The organism is Spirosoma radiotolerans (genome assembly GCF_000974425.1).
In the GTDB taxonomy this organism is placed as follows: Bacteria; Bacteroidota; Bacteroidia; order Cytophagales; family Spirosomataceae; genus Spirosoma; species Spirosoma radiotolerans.
Map to the genome: position 1 here is coordinate 54,172 of NZ_CP010429.1, position 17,528 is coordinate 71,699.

14 protein-coding genes and 1 tRNA gene are annotated in these 17,528 nt (G+C 49.1%); 7 read left to right on the forward strand and 8 right to left on the reverse strand.

All coding sequences use genetic code 11. The annotated features are described in order from the left end of the window. Positions 1–29: 29 nt before the first annotated feature. Positions 30–2,213 carry a sensor histidine kinase gene (locus SD10_RS29905; RefSeq protein WP_227699096.1) on the reverse strand — a complete coding sequence of 728 codons (2,184 nt, stop codon included), beginning with the start codon at positions 2,211–2,213 and terminating at the stop codon, positions 30–32. Positions 2,214–2,516: 303 nt separating this feature from the next. Between SD10_RS29905 and SD10_RS00250 the strand changes: the two genes are divergently transcribed. Continuing rightward, positions 2,517–4,034, forward strand: a complete 1,518-nt coding sequence (locus tag SD10_RS00250; protein WP_052731023.1) for a DUF4832 domain-containing protein — start codon at positions 2,517–2,519, stop codon at positions 4,032–4,034. Between the two features lie 206 nt (positions 4,035–4,240). Here the strand turns inward: SD10_RS00250 and xth are convergent, their stop codons facing one another. The 4 genes from xth to fabD form a co-directional block, all read right to left on the reverse strand. Beyond that, positions 4,241–5,035, reverse strand: a complete 795-nt coding sequence (xth, locus tag SD10_RS00255; RefSeq protein WP_046375151.1) for an exodeoxyribonuclease III — start codon at positions 5,033–5,035, stop codon at positions 4,241–4,243. A 10-nt stretch (positions 5,036–5,045) separates the two neighbouring features. Beyond that, on the reverse strand, positions 5,046–7,064 hold the full coding sequence (locus tag SD10_RS00260) for a M13 family metallopeptidase (protein WP_046375152.1): 2,019 nt from the start codon (positions 7,062–7,064) through the stop codon (positions 5,046–5,048). Between the two features lie 183 nt (positions 7,065–7,247). Further along, positions 7,248–7,318, reverse strand: a tRNA-Gln gene (locus SD10_RS00265). Positions 7,319–7,443: 125 nt separating this feature from the next. After that, a complete protein-coding gene (gene fabD / locus SD10_RS00270; RefSeq protein WP_046375153.1) occupies positions 7,444–8,334 on the reverse strand; it encodes an ACP S-malonyltransferase in 891 nt (296 codons plus the stop codon). Between the two features lie 422 nt (positions 8,335–8,756). Between fabD and SD10_RS00275 the strand changes: the two genes are divergently transcribed. The 4 genes from SD10_RS00275 (at position 8,757) to SD10_RS00290 (ending at position 12,926) form a co-directional block, all read left to right on the forward strand. Further along, positions 8,757–9,401 carry a succinate dehydrogenase cytochrome b subunit gene (locus tag SD10_RS00275; RefSeq protein ID WP_046375154.1) on the forward strand — a complete coding sequence of 215 codons (645 nt, stop codon included), beginning with the start codon at positions 8,757–8,759 and terminating at the stop codon, positions 9,399–9,401. Positions 9,402–9,514: 113 nt separating this feature from the next. Then, positions 9,515–11,452: a fumarate reductase/succinate dehydrogenase flavoprotein subunit gene (locus SD10_RS00280; protein WP_046375155.1), complete on the forward strand. Its 1,938-nt coding sequence runs from the start codon at positions 9,515–9,517 to the stop codon at positions 11,450–11,452. A gap of 80 nt (positions 11,453–11,532) precedes the next feature. Then, complete coding sequence (locus SD10_RS00285) at positions 11,533–12,291, forward strand: succinate dehydrogenase/fumarate reductase iron-sulfur subunit (RefSeq protein ID WP_046375156.1); 759 nt, start codon at positions 11,533–11,535, stop codon at positions 12,289–12,291. Positions 12,292–12,437: 146 nt separating this feature from the next. Then, entirely contained in the window at positions 12,438–12,926 is a 489-nt protein-coding gene (locus SD10_RS00290) for a GtrA family protein (protein ID WP_046375157.1), read from the forward strand. Positions 12,927–13,163: 237 nt separating this feature from the next. Here SD10_RS00290 and prfA read toward each other — a convergent pair whose 3' ends face one another. Continuing rightward, complete coding sequence (gene prfA / locus SD10_RS00295; protein ID WP_046375158.1) at positions 13,164–14,237, reverse strand: peptide chain release factor 1; 1,074 nt, start codon at positions 14,235–14,237, stop codon at positions 13,164–13,166. 189 nt (positions 14,238–14,426) lie between these two features. Here prfA and SD10_RS00300 point away from each other — a divergent pair, with 189 nt between their 5' ends. After that, positions 14,427–15,014: a hypothetical protein gene (locus SD10_RS00300; protein ID WP_046375159.1), complete on the forward strand. Its 588-nt coding sequence runs from the start codon at positions 14,427–14,429 to the stop codon at positions 15,012–15,014. Here the strand turns inward: SD10_RS00300 and mnmH are convergent, their stop codons facing one another. Together mnmH and SD10_RS00310 are read right to left on the reverse strand one after the other, a co-directional pair. Beyond that, the gene (mnmH, locus tag SD10_RS00305) at positions 15,015–16,049 is read right to left on the reverse strand and encodes a tRNA 2-selenouridine(34) synthase MnmH (protein WP_046375160.1); all 1,035 of its coding nucleotides are present in this window, start codon (positions 16,047–16,049) and stop codon (positions 15,015–15,017) included. It lies immediately after the preceding gene. 113 nt (positions 16,050–16,162) lie between these two features. After that, entirely contained in the window at positions 16,163–16,894 is a 732-nt protein-coding gene (locus SD10_RS00310) for a pyridoxine 5'-phosphate synthase (protein WP_046375161.1), read from the reverse strand. A gap of 156 nt (positions 16,895–17,050) precedes the next feature. Here SD10_RS00310 and SD10_RS00315 point away from each other — a divergent pair, with 156 nt between their 5' ends. Continuing rightward, the gene (locus SD10_RS00315) at positions 17,051–17,503 is read left to right on the forward strand and encodes a GatB/YqeY domain-containing protein (protein WP_046375162.1); all 453 of its coding nucleotides are present in this window, start codon (positions 17,051–17,053) and stop codon (positions 17,501–17,503) included. Positions 17,504–17,528 lie beyond the last annotated feature (25 nt).

Below are 17,528 nucleotides of genomic sequence, written 5' to 3' on the forward strand. Positions count from 1 at the left end.
GAGCGACTTTGAGAATGATTGGTAGCCTTTTATTCGACGCCCGGATTGGGTAACTCAATGATAAATGCGCTCCCTTCTCCTTCCTGGCTTTCCACCAGCAGTGATCCCCCGTGTCCGTTAGTAATGATGTCATAAGAGAGCGACAAGCCCAGACCCGTGCCCTCTCCGGTTGGTTTGGTGGTAAAGAAGGGTTGAAATATTTTCTCTTTGACCGATTCGGGCATGCCCGTTCCATTGTCGCTTACCCGGATCAGAATACGCCCATTCTCCTGACGAGTCTGTAAGGCGACCTTGGGTCGATAATCAAAGTTCGTAGTTTTCTGTTTTTGGCGTACCGCGTAAAAGGCGTTGTTGTACACATTCAACAGCACTCGGCCAATTTCCTGGGGAATCACCTCGAGCAACGGTAAATCTGCCCCAAAATCGGTCGCCAACTCAACTGTGAATCCCTTGTCTTTAGCCCGCAGGCCCTGGTAAGCGATCTGGAGATACTCATCAGCTAAGGCATTTAGGTTAATGGATTGGTGCTCTCCCGAGCTGGAACGGCTGTGTTCGAGCATCCCTTTCACAATGGCCGAAGCCCGCTTACCGTGCTGGGTGATTTTTTGCAGGTTTTGTTTAAGATCATCCAGTAACTCCGTTTCCAACCCGGTATCGCGGACGGGCTTGTGTTGTTCTGCCCGCAGTTCGTCTACCAGTTCATCGGACACCTCCGAGAAGTTATTGACAAAGTTGAGCGGGTTCTGAATCTCATGCGCAATGCCCGCCGTCAGTTCGCCTAAACTGGCCATCTTCTCTTTCTGGATGAGTTGTTGTTGGGTACGTTGCAGGTCGCTCAGTGATTTAGTTAGTTCAGCAGTTCGGTCGGCCACCTGGTGCTCTAATACCTCGTTCTGACGAGCCAGCAGTTGTTGTTTTTCCTGCTCCTGAATCATGGCCTGGGCCGAGAGCTGTTCAACCTCCTGCAATTTTTTCTGCAGTGTCCGATATGTCCGGGCATAGTCGCGCACCAGCGAAAGCGATAAACCCAGTGGGATGCTGAACATGGCCAACAGGACCAGCATCACCATAGGAATCATCACCCAGTCTTCGGCGGCACTCATCTTATATTTGCCTACCAAAATACCCATCAGGATCGCCACTGGAATCAACGCCAACACGGCATACAGCGTCACTCTCAGCGAATTCCAGGGCAGCCGGGCGTCTGCGTCAGGGTTATGTCGTTTAGCCAGCCAGCTCACCCGGATGTACTCGATGAGCACCCCGACAAAAGGAATCCAGAACAGGTTGTCGGGCGGGGGAGAGACCACAATTGTGTAGAAGGCCGCTATCATCTGTACCACCACCAGGTTCCAGAACAATCCGCCTGGACGTCGGCCCAGGTAGGTATAGACCGACAAGAGCAACAAAGCGAAAGCCGAATTGATGCTCAGGACGGCCAGGGCCCCGCGTAGGGAATCTAACGTGAGAGTACCAACATAATGATCAGCCAAATCGGATAAAAACGACAGGGCAAAAGCCAGCATCGTAGCACTCAGCACCCGATGTACGGTTTGCACCGGGTTAGCCCGGTAAAACAGGAAATGCAGCAAACTCAACAACCCGAAAACCCCCGTCATCAGACCCGATAAGCCCGCTCCCATTTGCTGGTCGTCCAGCAAATGAATCCCGGCCCGGTCAGCGGGGTCTATATCGAGTCGAAACGGCGCTTTGTCAACGACCGCGCCAATCAACGGGTCTGGCCGGAACGCATAGTGCACCGCCAGAGTATGTTGATTGGTATCGGTAATTCGTATGGGCAGGAACCCCACGATTCGCTGCGATCCTGCAGAGTCGTAGCGGACAGGTTTGAGCAATGCCTGCCGTTGCCCATCCAGGAAGACCTCCGAGCGACCAAACTGCCGGATAGTTAGAGTAAGGTCTTGACTTGGGGGGCGCCGGAAGCGAAATTTTTGCCGGAACCAGCCCTGCCGGGCTTGCCAAAGCTGAGGATTCTCGTCCAGGTCAACACTGGGAGCAATGGCTGTCCAGTGGCGGTCATTGTACAATGGGCTCGCCCATTCTGTACTGTCACCGGCTCGAAATAGCCATTTTTCTTTAAAGGCTATTCTGCCGTCCGATGAGCCTTTAATAACGATGGCCTGAGCGGTTGCTTTGCCCGAACCGGCCAGCAGCCCTACACTCAACATTAGTAGGTACGAGAATCGCATCATAGGGCCAAGTTACACCATAGACCAATCGCTTTATGCCAAAACGGGTTATTTTACCCGTTAACTGGCTAAGCGGATGGGCCTAGTCGGCTCACCCAGTGACATATTGATAAATTGCTTACTAACTCATGGCTCACCCGGAATAACCCTAACCTTTCTAAATTGGGGCTGCCAACCCTGACTCTTATTCAACTTTTCTATAAACCTTAAGCCCTTATAAGGTTATCTCACAGCTTGAATTATCGTATTGATTCAACCGACAAGTAAAGAAACTTATCTTTAAGGCATACAATGTAATTTGCACCCATGATCCAGTTCTTACGGCGGTTGTCAGACTTAGTTTTCTTTATCTTAATTGGCCAAACAGCCCTCCAGGCACAAACCCATCGCTCGACGTATGCAGAAAGCCTGGAGGATTTTCCTAATCCCGAACGAGGTTTTTATATTCCGATCAGTACTTCTTCAGCCAGGTTTGTGCCCCTCGATGCGACTACACTGGGCAGGTACCGAACCCAGGCCCAGCGTACTTCCAAGGCTAGCTATCCTATCCAGTGTTCTCTAGTGTATCGAAGTTATCGACTGGAAACCTTCAAAAACAGTCCCTTAAGCGAAGACTTTCTTAAAAAGGTAGACCAGGACTTTATCATAGCCCGCCAGGCGGGTGTCAAGCTCATTCTCCGGTTCGCCTATACGGATCAGGCCACCACAGGTAGTTGCCCGGATCAATATAAAATATGTCCACCCTATGGCGACGCCCCCAAAGCCATTGTGTTGGCCCATATCAGTCAGCTAAGTCCTCTGCTTCATGAACATGCAGATGTTATTGCTGTGCTGCAAATGGGCTTTATCGGAATCTGGGGCGAAAACTACTTTACCGATTATTTTGGCGATGCGTCTACCAATAGTCTTGGCGTGGTGCCAGACAGCAGTTGGATGGATCGTAATCAGGTATTGGCTGCTCTGCTGAAAGCTCTGCCTAAGGATCGCATGGTGCAGGTCCGTACTCCGCAGATCAAACAGCGGTTTATCTACGGGCCCAAAGCGCCAGTTACCTCGGCCGCTATGGGCGCTGGGGATGGATACCAGGCTTCTGATCTTGCCCGAATCGGGTTTCATAACGACTGCTTTCTAGCCAGCCCCGATGATTATGGCACCTTTTATGATGTCGGCAACTCGTCGACCAAACGTGGCCCGGCTACCGCTCCACTACGTCGATATATGGCGCAGGATAGCCGGTACACGGCCGTAGGGGGCGAAACCTGTGATGATGCGTTTAGCCCACAAAATGATTGCGCACCGCTGGGTCGGGCCGAGCAGGAGATGGCCTTGATGCACTACAGCTACCTGAATGCTAGTTATAATAACGATGTGAATAATGACTGGCAAGCCCAGGGGTGCATGGATAATATTCGGCGCCGACTGGGGTACCGGTTGGTGCTACGATCCGCTACGATTCCCGATCGGATCAACGTAGGTCAGCGCCTGCAAATTGACTTGGCTTTGTCTAATGTTGGCTATAGCGCTCCCTATAACCCGAGATCCCTTCAACTTATCCTGCGAAACATGGCGAGTGGAGTCATTCATAACATTACGGTAGAAACGGATGTCCGTCGATTGTCCCCTGGCTCTCATCAGCTTCGTCACAAACTCCAACTTCCCGCTGCCGTAAAGGCCGGTCGCTATGAGCTACTACTGCATTTGCCTGACAGTTATCGCTCATTGGCCCAAAATCCGGCTTACAGTATCCGGCTGGCCAATACAGACCTTTGGGAAGTCCACACGGGTTACAATAAACTGAAGCAAATACTCACCGTTGGGCCATGACCGGGCATACTGGCTGAGGCCAACAAAGCAATAAGTACAAGACTGGATTACCTCGCTTAGCAGTGCTACCGTTTGACCGTGAGTCATAAGGTGGAGCAGGGCATCCGCCGTAGCTATGTCTGGCCTGGATAAAGTTGTTAGGGTAAACGTTTTCTACCCATCGACCAGAATCCGCACATAGTGGGTTTTACTACCAGATGAACAAGTTAACCCACTGGGTTCGTAAATTGCCTGGATAGCTTAATCCAGGTTGGGGCATGATCGCTGGTTTTCTCCCAACCTCTGACGTGCCGGTCAACACCAGCCTCCAGTACCTGTTCCGAAAGCTCACTATTGACCAGCATATGATCGATGCGCAACCCGGTATTCCGCTGGTAGGCATACCCATAATAATCCCAGTAGGTATAGATCGACTGAGTTGGACTAAGCTTTCGAAGCGAATCGATCCAGCCTAATTCAAGTAATTTATCATAAGCCGCTCGTGACTCGGGGCGAGCCAGCGCATCCTGTACCCAACGTTCCGGTTGAGAGGCATCTAAATTCGTCGGAATTACATTAAAATCACCCGCTAGAATGGTTGGTGTATGGGTTTCCAGTAAGGAAGCCGCATAGGTAATCAACCGGTCAAACCAGCGCAGTTTATAGTCAAACTTTGGACCAGGAACCGGATTGCCATTGGGTAGGTAGAGGCAGCCAACCGAGATCCCATTTACAATCGTTTCTATATAGCGGCTTTGCTCATCCTGATCATCACCAGGAAGCATGCTGCGAGTTTCAGCCAGTTCAATACCCCGCCCAAGAATGGCCACTCCATTCCAGCTTTTCTGTCCTTTCCAGATAGCACTGTATCCCGCATCGCGGATGGCCTGCTGGGGAAATTTCTCCTGGGGCGCTTTTAATTCCTGTAGACAGACCACATCTGGCGCCGTTTCGGTCAACCAACGCAGGAGGACAGGTAACCGGGCGTTTATGCCATTGACATTATAGGTGGCTATTTTCATCGGTCGAGCGTTACCAAACAGTTATTCTTTCTTGTTCGGGTTTATACATTTTATCGCCCGGTTGCACATTAAAGGCTTTGTAAAAAGGGGTAAAGTTCATCAGCGGTCCGTTCACCCGCCACTTGGCCGGTGAGTGCGGATTGGTGTTGACATACATGCCCATAAAAGCATCTCTTGTTTTTACGCGCCATATTCTGGCTATTGAGATAAAAAAACGTTGATCAGGGGTAAAGCCATCCAGTTTCATGGTGTCCCGTCCCTGCTCGGTCAATTTAAAGGCATCATACGCAATAGCAACGCCCGCAATATCGGCGGTGTTTTCGCCTACGGTCAAAGCCCCCTTTACATGCACGGAGTCGAGTACGGTGAATAAATTGTATTGATCGATTACCTGCTGGGTTTTTGCTTTGAATTTGGCATAGTCCGATTTTGTCCACCAGTTGGTTACGTTGCCAACTTTATCAAATTGTGCTCCCTGATCGTCAAACGAGTGCGTTATTTCATGACCGATCACCATGCCGATGCCGCCATAGTTCAGCGCGTCATCAGCATTGACATCGAAATAGGGAGGTTGTAAGATGCCCGCCGGGAAAACGATCTCGTTGAGCGGAGGATTATTATAAGCCGTTACCGTGGGCGGAGTCGTATGCCATTCTGTTCGGTCGACCGGCTGCCCTACTTTAGCCAGGTTGTAGCGGTAATCATTTTTAGAAACCGATAATTGGTTTTCAAAATAAGCGTCCCGCTTCACAGCCACATTGGAGTAATCGCGCCATTTATCTGGGTAACCGATTTTCTCGGTAAAGGCATAGAGTTTTTCTTTCGCCTTTATTTTGGTCGAATCGCTCATCCACTCTAGGCGGTTGATGCGTGCTTCAAATGCTTTTTCCAGGTTGTCGACCAGTATCGCCATCCGTTTCTTGGCCGCTTCCGGAAAATATTTTTTCACATACAACTGGGCCAGAGCATCGCCGAGGGAGCCGTCAACCGCTTGCGTCATTTCTTCGGCCCGCGTTTTCTTCACCGCTTGTCCGGTCAGAATTTTTGAGTACGCAAACGAGGCATCCACAAACGGCTGGCTTAAGAAAGTCGAATAGTTGGTTAGCGAATGAGCTTTTACATAAACTTTCCAATCCTGAATAGCAACAGATTGCAGAAGTGTATTCAGTTTGTCGTAATAAGCCGGTTGTGCTACGTTAACCGAATCAACGTTTACGCCTAAGTTGCTTAACAAGGTTGTCCAGTTCAAGGCAGGCTGTTTTTGGGCAAGGGCAGCAACCGCCAGTTTATTGTAGTTTGCCTTAACATCCCTGCGTTCAATATTTGTTTTATGGGCGGTGGCTAATTGTTTTTCAAGTTCATAAACAACCGTTGCATTTTTCTCGGCAGACATTGCGTCAACCCCTGTCAATTCAAACAAACGGGTGAGGTATTTCTTATATGCGTTTTGAATGGTGAGCGTCGATGAATCGGTCTTAATATAATAGTCCCTTTCTGGCAAACCGATTCCTGTTTGGTAAAACTGGGCAATATTGACTGTACTCCGTTTGTTATCGGGCCCCACGCGAAAGCCAATCATGGAACCGTTCCCTATTTTTTGTTCGTCAGCCACTAGCTTCAGCAACGAAGCCGCATCGGTCACGGCATTGATGCGGGCGAGCAGAGGTTTGATGGGTTCAAACCCTCGTTTGTTAATCGCTGCTGTGTCCATGCCGGACGCGTAAAAATCACCCACCTTTTGTTCGATACTGCCTGCTGGATTAGTCCTTGCCGAAATGCTGTCCAGGATTGCCTGCATCCGAATGCGCTGCGGGTAATTCATGAAGGAATAGGAGCCTACACCTGTTTGGGAGGCTGGTATCCGGGCAGTATCATACCAGATACCATTGGCGTAGCTAAAAAAATCATCCCCGGGTTTTTTGGATGCGTCTATTCCTGTTAAGACAACGCGTTTTGTCGTCGGAATAGACACTCGGCTACAGGCTCCGGCTAAAAACAGAACCAGACAGAAAAATAGTAGTCTTTTCATGGTTTGTAATTATATGAAATTTCCAGCAGAGAAAGTAACTGGTCTTCTTCGCGCAGTACATAAAGGCCTGTTACACAAGTTGCCAATGCCAACCGACTGATTTTACAACCGAATATATGTAACAGGGGATAAAGCTAAAGACCCCCAATACGTTCTTCTTGAACATATTGGGGGTCTTTGCTGTAGTCCGAGAAGGATTCGAACCTCCACAAACAGAACCAAAATCTGTCGTACTACCCTTATACTATCGGACTGTTTTGTAATTGCGAGTGCAAAGATAGCGGACCGATGGGGTTAAAAACAAATACCGGCGCAAAAAAAACAGCATTTTTACGCCGGTATTTGGCTTTCTGTTGATAATCAAGTCGCTATTAGTTCGTTATACGCCCATTGACGGGGTGGCTGGACTAATCTTTTTAATTAATCCCTGCAGCACTTTGCCTGGTCCGCACTCATAAAATTCGGTTGCGCCATCCACGACCATCTGCTCAACGGATTGTGTCCAGCGAACTGGCGACGTTAATTGAGCGATCAGATTAGCTTTTAGTTGCTGCGGATCAGTTACCGCGATGGCATTCACATTTTGGTAAACAGGGCAACGGGGGGCGCTGAAGGGCATGTTTTGAACAGCCTCGGCAAATTCGGTTTGCGCAGGCTCCATAAACGGAGAGTGAAAGGCGCCACTCACGGCCAGTGGCACAACACGTTTGGCGCCGGCCGCTTTCAGGCGCTCTTCGGCCAGCTGTATGCCCGCCACACTGCCCGAAATAACTACCTGACCGGGGCAATTGTAATTGGCTGGAACAACAATCTCTTCCGTGATTTCTCCACAAACTCGCTCAATGACGTCATCGGCAAGGCCCAACACGGCCGCCATGGTCGAGGGGGCCAGATCACAGGCACGCTGCATGGCCGTTGCGCGGACAGACGCCAGCTTGAGCCCATCTTCGAACGAAAGAACACCGGCCGCCGTAAGGGCTGACAACTCGCCCAGTGAGTGGCCCGCCACCATTGAGACATCGAACCCATCCGGAGCGAATGATGCAGAGGTTAGGGCCAGTATTACACCATGCAGAAAAACCGCAGGTTGCGTGTAAATTGTTTGTTTTAGGTCTTCGTCGGTGCCATTGAACATAATGTTGGTGAGGTTGTATCCCAACACCTCGTTGGCTTGCTCGAACAAACGACGGGCTGCATCGGACTGTTGGTAAAGATCCTGTCCCATACCTCGGAATTGAGAACCCTGACCTGGAAATACGTATGCTTTCATATAAAGAGATAAATCGGTCGAAGGGTGCAAAATAGCTGGATAAATGTGGTTGTTCAAAAAGTTGGTACTAACTTCGATGCTATTGTATTGATAGTGAATTGGTTACAATTAGTTCTTTTCCTTTGTGTAAAAATTACGTTGATCAGACATAAGTTACCGAATTAAAAACAGGACGAAACGAACAATCGACTAAAACAGGCTGTTCTTAAATTAAGCAGTTTCTGTAATTTATATAGGCTGTAAATAAGTTATAAAATGGTTGATAGTAGCGCGTAATGTTGTTTCCATCGGGTTTGTGCTTTAGCTTTGAAGCGCCGTTTAAACCGGCTTTTTTTCAATCGTTTACACTATAATTTCGTGTCGTTCACCGTATGGCTTGGGTAACACAAACTCTGTCCAGCTCCCTCGGCCGCAAGGTCATAATGTCGCTGACGGGACTGTTTTTAAGTTCTTTTCTAATTGTACATATGGCTGGTAATCTCCAGCTATTTAAGAGTGACGGCGGTAGGGCCTTCAATGAGTATACGTACTTCATGACGCATAACCCGCTCATTATGACCGTATCGTACCTCCTTTATACCTCCATTCTGGTACATGCATTGATGGCTTATGTGCTGACTCGCCACAATCAGTCGTCGCGGCCGGTTAAGTATGCGTATAGCAAGCCAGAAGCGAACAGCGACTGGTCGTCGCGCAACATGGGTATTCTGGGTACGGTTCTGTTGCTGTTCATCATCATTCACATGCGTACGTTCTGGTACGAAATGCACTTTGGTTCGGTCCCCATGGCCGAGTACGACGGTAAACAATACAAAGACCTTTACGCGGTTGTGAAAGTGGCCTTTGGCGAGTTATGGTACGTCGTTCTGTATGTTATCTGTATGGTTGCGGTTGGTTATCACCTGGCACATGGCTTTCAGAGTGGTTTTCAAACGCTCGGTGTCCGGCATAAAAAATACACGCCACTCATCGAGATGTTAGGCAAGTATTTCTTTGCAATCATTATTCCGGCGGCTTTTGCAGCCATGCCAATTTACGTGTATTTACAGGTTCATCACATCATTTAAAGGCGAAAGAGGGAAAGACTGCCTGAGCGAAAAAATGGAAATTATTCACGCTTCACTCTCCTACTGCTTCGGCGGACCAGTCTTTCACTCTTTCGCTCTTTCGCTCTTTAAATATGCAACTGGAATCTAAAATCCCCGCAGGTCCTTTAGCCGAAAAATGGGCACGGCAAAAATTTTCCCTGAAGCTGGTCAATCCAGCCAACAAGCGGAAATACGATATTATTGTAGTTGGCACAGGTCTGGCCGGTGCATCCGCGGCTGCGTCGCTGGCCGAGTTAGGCTATAATGTAAAAGCGTTTTGCTTTCAGGATAGTCCCCGCCGGGCGCACTCCATTGCGGCCCAGGGTGGAATCAACGCGGCTAAAAATTACCAGAACGATGGCGACAGCGTGTTCCGGTTATTCTACGATACCATTAAAGGTGGTGACTATCGGGCTCGTGAAGCAAATGTTCACCGGCTGGCCGAAGTCAGTGTCAATATCATCGACCAATGTGTAGCCCAGGGCGTTCCCTTTGCCCGTGAGTACGGCGGTACCCTGGCAAACCGCTCGTTTGGTGGCGCCCAGGTATCACGTACGTTCTACGCACGTGGTCAAACGGGGCAGCAATTGCTGCTGGGTGCCTATTCGGCGTTAAGTCGTCAGGTAGCCAACGGGAAAGTGAAGCTGTACCCACGGACCGAAATGCTCGATCTGGTGGTCGAAGGAGGAAAAGCACGGGGAATCGTGACCCGTAATCTGATCACGGGTAAAATTGAGTCGCATTCGGCTCATGCCGTGTTGCTTTGCACAGGTGGCTATGGCAACGTATTCTACTTGTCGACTAATGCGATGGGTAGCAACGTGACAGCCGCCTGGCGTGCCCACAAGAAGGGAGCTTATTTCGCAAACCCCTGTTTCACACAGATTCACCCCACCTGTATTCCGGTATCGGGCCATTACCAGTCCAAACTGACGCTGATGTCGGAGTCGTTGCGGAATGACGGCCGGGTTTGGGCACCGAAATCAAAAGAAGATGCACGGCGGATTCAGAAAGGTGAGTTGAAACCGACTGATTTGTCCGAAGATGCTCGTGATTACTTCCTGGAGCGCCGTTATCCTGCTTTCGGTAACCTCGTACCTCGTGACGTAGCTTCTCGAAATGCGAAAAACATGTGCGACGAAGGGCGAGGAGTAAGTAAAACAGGATTGGCTGTTTACCTGGATTTTGCCGATGCCATCAAGCGCGACGGTCAGAAAACGATTGAAGCCAAATATGGTAACCTCTTCGAAATGTACGAAAAGATCACCGGCGAAAATCCATATGAAACACCGATGATGATTTATCCCGCTGTTCACTATACGATGGGAGGTTTGTGGGTAGACTACAATTTGATGACGACCATTCCGGGTCTGTATGCCCTTGGCGAAGCGAACTTCTCGGATCACGGCGCCAACCGTCTTGGCGCTTCGGCTCTGATGCAGGGGCTTGCTGATGGTTATTTCGTGATTCCGTATACCGTTGGTGATTACCTGGCAACGATTGGGCCCGCGGATAAAATATCCGTCGATGCCCCCGCTTTTAAAGAGGCCGAAAAGAAAATCCACGACCAGGTCAATCAATTATTGACGATCAAAGGCGAACGGCCGGTTGATGATTTGCATAAAGAACTGGGCCATATTATGTGGGAGTACTGCGGTATGGCGCGGAACGAAGAAGGGCTGAAGATCGCCAAGCAAAAGATCCAGGCGCTGAAAAAAGAGTTCTGGACAAATGTGAAAGTGTTGGGCGAGTCGGAGGAGATGAACCAGGCGCTGGAGCAGGCAGGACGTGTCGCTGATTTCATTGAGCTTGGCGAACTGATGGTCGACGACGCGCTGAACCGTAACGAATCCTGCGGTGGTCACTTCCGGGAAGAGTTCCAAACGCCCGATGGGGAAGCCCTGCGTGACGATGCCAATTACGCCTATGTGGCGGCTTGGGAGTATCAGGGTGAAGGAAAACCCGAAGTACTCAACAAAGAGTTGCTTGAGTTTGAGAATGTGAAATTGACACAGCGGAGTTATAAATAACAGTTCGTGGTTTGTCGTGTGCGGTTTATGGTTGCTGACAGCCAGAACCCCACATGACAAACCACCAACCACGAACTACCATGAAGATTAACCTAAAAGTCTGGAGACAGAAAAATAGTAATACAGCCGGTAAACTAGTAGAATACCACCTGGATGAGGTATCGGAAGATATGTCGTTCCTAGAAATGTTCGATGTACTAAATGACTCGCTGACCCGCAAAGGTGAAGATCCCGTAACCTTCGACCACGATTGCCGCGAGGGTATCTGTGGCATGTGTTCCATGTATATCAATGGGCGCGCACACGGGCCACAAACGGGTGCTACTACTTGCCAACTGCATATGCGCTCATTTAATGATGGCGACACTATTGTGGTTGAACCCTGGCGGGCTAGAGCTTTCCCCGTTGTGAAAGACTTGATGGTCGACCGGTCGGCTTTTGATCGGATCATCCAATCGGGTGGCTATGTGTCGGTAAATACCGGCTCGGCACCAGACGCGAACGAGATTCTTGTTCCGCGTACCATTGCCGATGAGGCTATGGATGCAGCCGCTTGTATTGGCTGTGGTGCTTGTGTGGCTGCCTGCAAAAATGCGTCAGCTATGCTTTTTGTATCGGCCAAAGTATCGCAGCTGGCCATTCTGCCACAAGGGCATTCGGAGCACAAAGAGCGGGCCGAACGCATGGTTGCTCAAATGGATGCCGAGGGCTTTGGTGCCTGTTCGTTTACGGGTGCTTGCTCGGTTGAGTGCCCCAAATCAATTTCGCTCGATCATATTGCCCGCCTGAATCGCGAGTATCTGGGCGCAAAATTGTCGTCGGAAAACGTACAGGGATAGTTCAAAAAGAAGGATTAATGATAAGAAAGTCCGGTTTTCGTAAGGAGGCCGGACTTTCATTTTTCGATGTACTTATTGGATTCCTGTACGGTCACATACCGATTAATGGGAAATGACCTTTAGCTTTGCCCCCTTATTGGTAAATCATGGCAGGTGGGCTTTTCAATCGCAGGGATATCCTTGCTTACTTTATCGTTGCCGCTATCGGCGCTACCGTACAACTCATAGCAGGAAGTTTATTTCAGGATTGGTTTCAACTGAGTTATGAACAGGCTTTGTTCGCGGGTTACGTAATTGCTTTTATTGCAGGCTTTTTTCTAACGAAACTCTTTGCTTTCAACGCAAAAAATTCAGCTAAAACACAGCGGGAAGCCGTCAAGTTTACGCTTGTGTCGATCATTTCCTGTCTCATCACTGTATATGGCGCTTCGATCCTTTATGACTTTTCAGTTCAGAAATTTCAGATTGCTACTGTGATTATTCCCTTTTCCGTAAAAGTGGTGAATCTAAATAAACTTGTAGCGCACACGACGGGCATGGGATTGAGCTTTATCAGTAATTACGTATTACACAAGTCGTTTACATTTCGTAATACCGGCTTCTATGAACGGTTGAAGAAACTGTTGAATTTGTAGGCCTACCAAGCTCGTGTAGTAATAAATAGCTTAATTAGCTCAGAAAAACAGTGCTGGCTCCTATCTCTGTGGTCCGTCAGGACACGGATCGCGAAAGGTGTCTTCTGTCTCCGTGGCCCGTGTCCTCACGAACCACATACCTGGCAGGCCAATCTACCTGACTGTAATGACGGCCCGACGCGTCTGTGGCCCTTGAGGACACGGACCACAGACGCGTCGGGCGTTGATAAACGTGAATTAAGTCGTTGCTCCTTCCTTCAAGCGTTCGGCGTTCTCGGCAATGCGAAGCTGCTCGATAAACTCGCCAATACCGCCATCCATTACGGCCGGGAGGTTATAAACTGTTAGGCCAATACGGTGATCGGTCACGCGGCTTTGCGGGTAATTGTACGTTCTGATTTTATCGGAACGATCGCCACTGCCAACCATCGTTTTGCGCTGTGACGCAATAGCGTCGTTATGCTTTTGCAATTCAATTTCGTAAAGCCTTGACCGAAGTACCGTCAGCGCTTTGTCGAAGTTTTTTAACTGCGAGCGTTCGTCCTGGCATTGCACGACCAAACCCGTCGGAATGTGCGTGAGCCGCACGGCCGAATACGTGGTGTTTACAGACTGACCACCCGCTCCCGACGAACAGAACGTATCCTTACGAATGTCGTTCATATTGAGCTCAACGTCTACCTCTTCGGCTTCGGGTAGTACCGCAACGCTGGCGGCCGAAGTATGAATCCGGCCCTGCGTTTCGGTAGCCGGTACCCGTTGCACCCGGTGAACCCCCGATTCAAATTTTAACTTGCCATATACGTCTTCGCCTTCGATCTCGGTAACTATTTCTTTATAACCACCTGATGTTCCTTCGGTAAAGTCAACAAGCGACATTTTCCAGCCCATTTTCTCGCAAAAACGCTGATACATTCGGAAAATATCGCCCGCAAAAATGGCTGCTTCGTCGCCACCGGTGCCCCCGCGAATTTCGAGAATGACATTTTTGCTGTCATTGGGATCTTTCGGCATCAACATCTCTTTGAGCGTTTCTTCCTGAGCTTCCCGGCGTGGCAGCAGTTCATCTAACTCACCTTTGGCCATTTCCCGAAAATCTTCATCTTTCTCGGTAGCAATAACTTTCCGGGCGTTCTCAATTTCTTCCAGCAGTTGCTGATAAGCCTGATACTGCACAACGATTTTTTCTAAATCTTTGTATTCTTTACTCAACTTCATAAATCGCTTCTGGTCCGAAACGACTTCGGGCTGTACAATTTGTTGAGATACTTCGTTGAAGCGTTCACGAATGGCTTCTAACTGATCAAGCATAAGTGTATACTTTTTTTGCCACCCTTCTGGAGTGGCAAGAGGAATTACTGATATAAGAAGCAAATTTACGAAATTACCGTGGTCCGGCATCCCAACAGTTAGACTTTGTATTTACTAATTGCAACCAAGCGGTTGATGGAATCGTTTTTCAACTAAGCTACGAAACCCAATCTTATTAAGTTCCTGTTTATGACACGCTTTCTGCTTCTTTATGGTCTATTAATCAGCTTTCTAACGGCTTGCAACCCTGAGCGGGTACGCTACACAAACGAGCTAAAGCAGGAAATGGCCGATTCGAAAATCAAGCGTGTTACCAATGCCGATTTAGTAGAAACGGTAGACAATTTGGGAGGGAGAATTAGTACAGTGCTTGAAAAAGAACTAACTACTCAGCTTCAAAAAACAACAAATCCCGCTGAGCGCGCTAAGTTGTGTCAATTAAAAACCCTGCCAAGAGTCAAAGCCATTGCCGAGCGGTATGCGCTGGACATTCGTTTGCTGGGTGAGGTAGATATTCAGAATCAGGCCCTGAATGCCAAGGAAAGGGAAATTCTGGACGCCTACCTCTACAGCGCTAAACAGAAGGTATCGGCCATTTCCAATATTCAGAAAATTAACGATACCCTCTTCGTTTACAATGCACCAGTTCCATCAAACAGCCTGATTTGTGAAGCGTGTTTTGGCAAACAGGAAACACGATTCGCGGTTTGGCATTTAGGCTTTAACAAACGGGAAGTAATCCGCCGAATGAGCGAAACCAAGAAAAAGAAGCGGTAATCAGCGTTGTAGGGCGTTTGCCCACTCGATCAGCCGTTGAGCCGTTTGTGAAGGCTCGTCTTTCTGAGTATCAATAGGAGAAATTGTGGCCGAGTCGCGTTGTGCCAAGCCGTGTAAGTAGGCTTTGTCGTAATAGTCGAGGGTTAAGTCGGCCACAGTTGCATAATCATGCCGAGCCAGCGCGTCGAGGGCATCTTTAGTCACTTTTCCGCCAAGCCGTTTGCGAATTCGCTCGGTTGCTTCGACGAGTGAACCATGGTCAATAGTAGCATACTCGGCCACAAGTCGATGCACACGCTTGTCTTTCGGCATGTCGATGAAGGCAACAGATGCCATCCGCATCTGTTGCCAGAGCGCCATTGGAATGAAGCATGAGCCGATACTGCGGCTTTCATCTTCAATCCAGATTCGGCGGCTGTTGTCTAATGTCAGAAGGGTATGAAACAGTTTATTCTCAAACTGTTCCGTGGCTGGCTGAGCCAGTTGCCCAATAGCGCCATAAGACGATCCTTTATGATTCGCGAGTCCTTCCAGATCCATAATCTGTTCGCCTTGCCGGGCTAGTTCCTTAAGGATATCCGTTTTGCCACTGCCCGTTTTGCCACCAATGATGATCAGGTTGAGTGGTCTGGCAAAACTGGCCAGCACTTCATTCCGGTACGCTTTGTAGCCGCCAATCAGCGTAGATGCAGTCAGTCCGGCCGTATCCAGTAGCCACGCAAAAGAGCCGCTCCGCATGCCGCCCCGCCAGCAATGAACCAGCACTTCCTTGTCTTTCGGGTTAAGCTTTTTCGATTGCTTGACAAAGCTTGCCAGTTTAGGCCCTACAAAGTTGAGCCCTAGCAAAACGGCCGCATCTTTACCCGCGTTTTTGTACTTGGTGCCAACCTGCGCCCGTTCATCGTTGTCGAAAAGTGGAATGCTCACCGCACCCGGAATATGGGCATGACCGTACTCGCCCGGCGACCGAACATCAATGACGGGCAGGGTGCGCGCTTTCATTAAAAAATCTTCGACGGATAATTGATGAATCATATCTGAACCGCTCGGGCGGCCCCGCGGGTTTTTGTGATTTTTTGATGGACTAAGAGTCTACCAGGCTGCTTTCCGTTCCGCGAAATCATAATCTATCCGAAGTGTCATGATAATTAGGCGGGGCCGCCCGAGCGGTCCAGGCAGCGTAAATACATCTGAATGGTGTTTTCCAGCCCAAAATAAAGGGCATCGCAGATCAGGGCGTGGCCAATAGAAACCTCTTCTAAACCGGGTACCTGCTCATCGAAAAAACGCAGGTTTTCCAAACTTAGATCGTGCCCCGCGTTCAGTTCCAACCCTAGTTCGATTGCGCGTTTGGCCGCCCGGACAAAAGGCGCAACAGCGGCTTCACGGTTTTCTGCATAGTGAGCCGCATACGGTTCGGTATACAATTCGATACGATCTGTACCAACCGCTTTGGCGCCTTCAACCATGCGCTCATCGGCATCGACAAAAATAGAGACCCGGATGCCATCGGCCTGGAACGTCTCAACCAACTGCCGAAGATGGTCGGCATGGCGGATGGTATCCCAACCCGCATTAGACGTAATAGCGTCAACCGCATCGGGGACCAGCGTCACCTGCGCCGGTTTTACCCGTTTAACTAACTCAATAAAGCGCTCGTCTGGGTTGCCTTCAATATTAAACTCTGTTGTTACTACGTCGTGCAAATCAAGCACATCCTGATAACGGATGTGCCGTTCATCGGGGCGCGGGTGAACCGTAATTCCCTGCGCACCGAAGCGTTCGCAATCAAGAGCGACGTTGACAAGATTGGGGTTATTACCACCCCGCGCATTGCGAATGGTGGCAATTTTATTGATGTTAACGCTTAACCGAGTCATTTTCCAATGAGCCAAAGAGTGAATGAGCGAAAGTGTGCAGCTATCCGCTCAGGTAAAGTGAATAACGTTGTTTGACTTTGTAACTTTGCCGAAACAGTGAAGGTTCATTGGTTTTTTATCGCTCTTTCGCTCATTCACGCTTTCATTCATTAAACCATGTCGTTAAAACAACAAATAGACGCCGATATCAAGCAGGCCATGCTGGCTAAGAATCAGGACAAGTTACGTGCCTTGCGGGCCCTAAAGTCGATGATTCTGCTTGAAGAAACAAAAGAAGGCCAGTCCGGCGATCTCAAACCCGAAGATGAAACTAAGATTCTGACCAAAGCTGTAAAACAACGGAAGGATTCTGCCGATATTTATCGTCAGCAAAATCGTGCTGATTTATTGGCCGTAGAGGAGGCTGAAATTGCGGTTATCGAACAATACTTGCCCAAGCAGTTGTCGGAAGAGGAGCTAAAAGCAAAACTACAGGCAATTATGGCCCGTGTTGGCGCATCGGTTCCTTCTGACTTAGGGAAAGTAATGGGCGTAGCTTCCAAAGAACTGGCTGGTCAAGCCGATGGGAAGGCAATTTCGGCTATGGTAAAGCAACTGTTACAAGGATAGAATTTTGTGAATGATTGAGAGATTG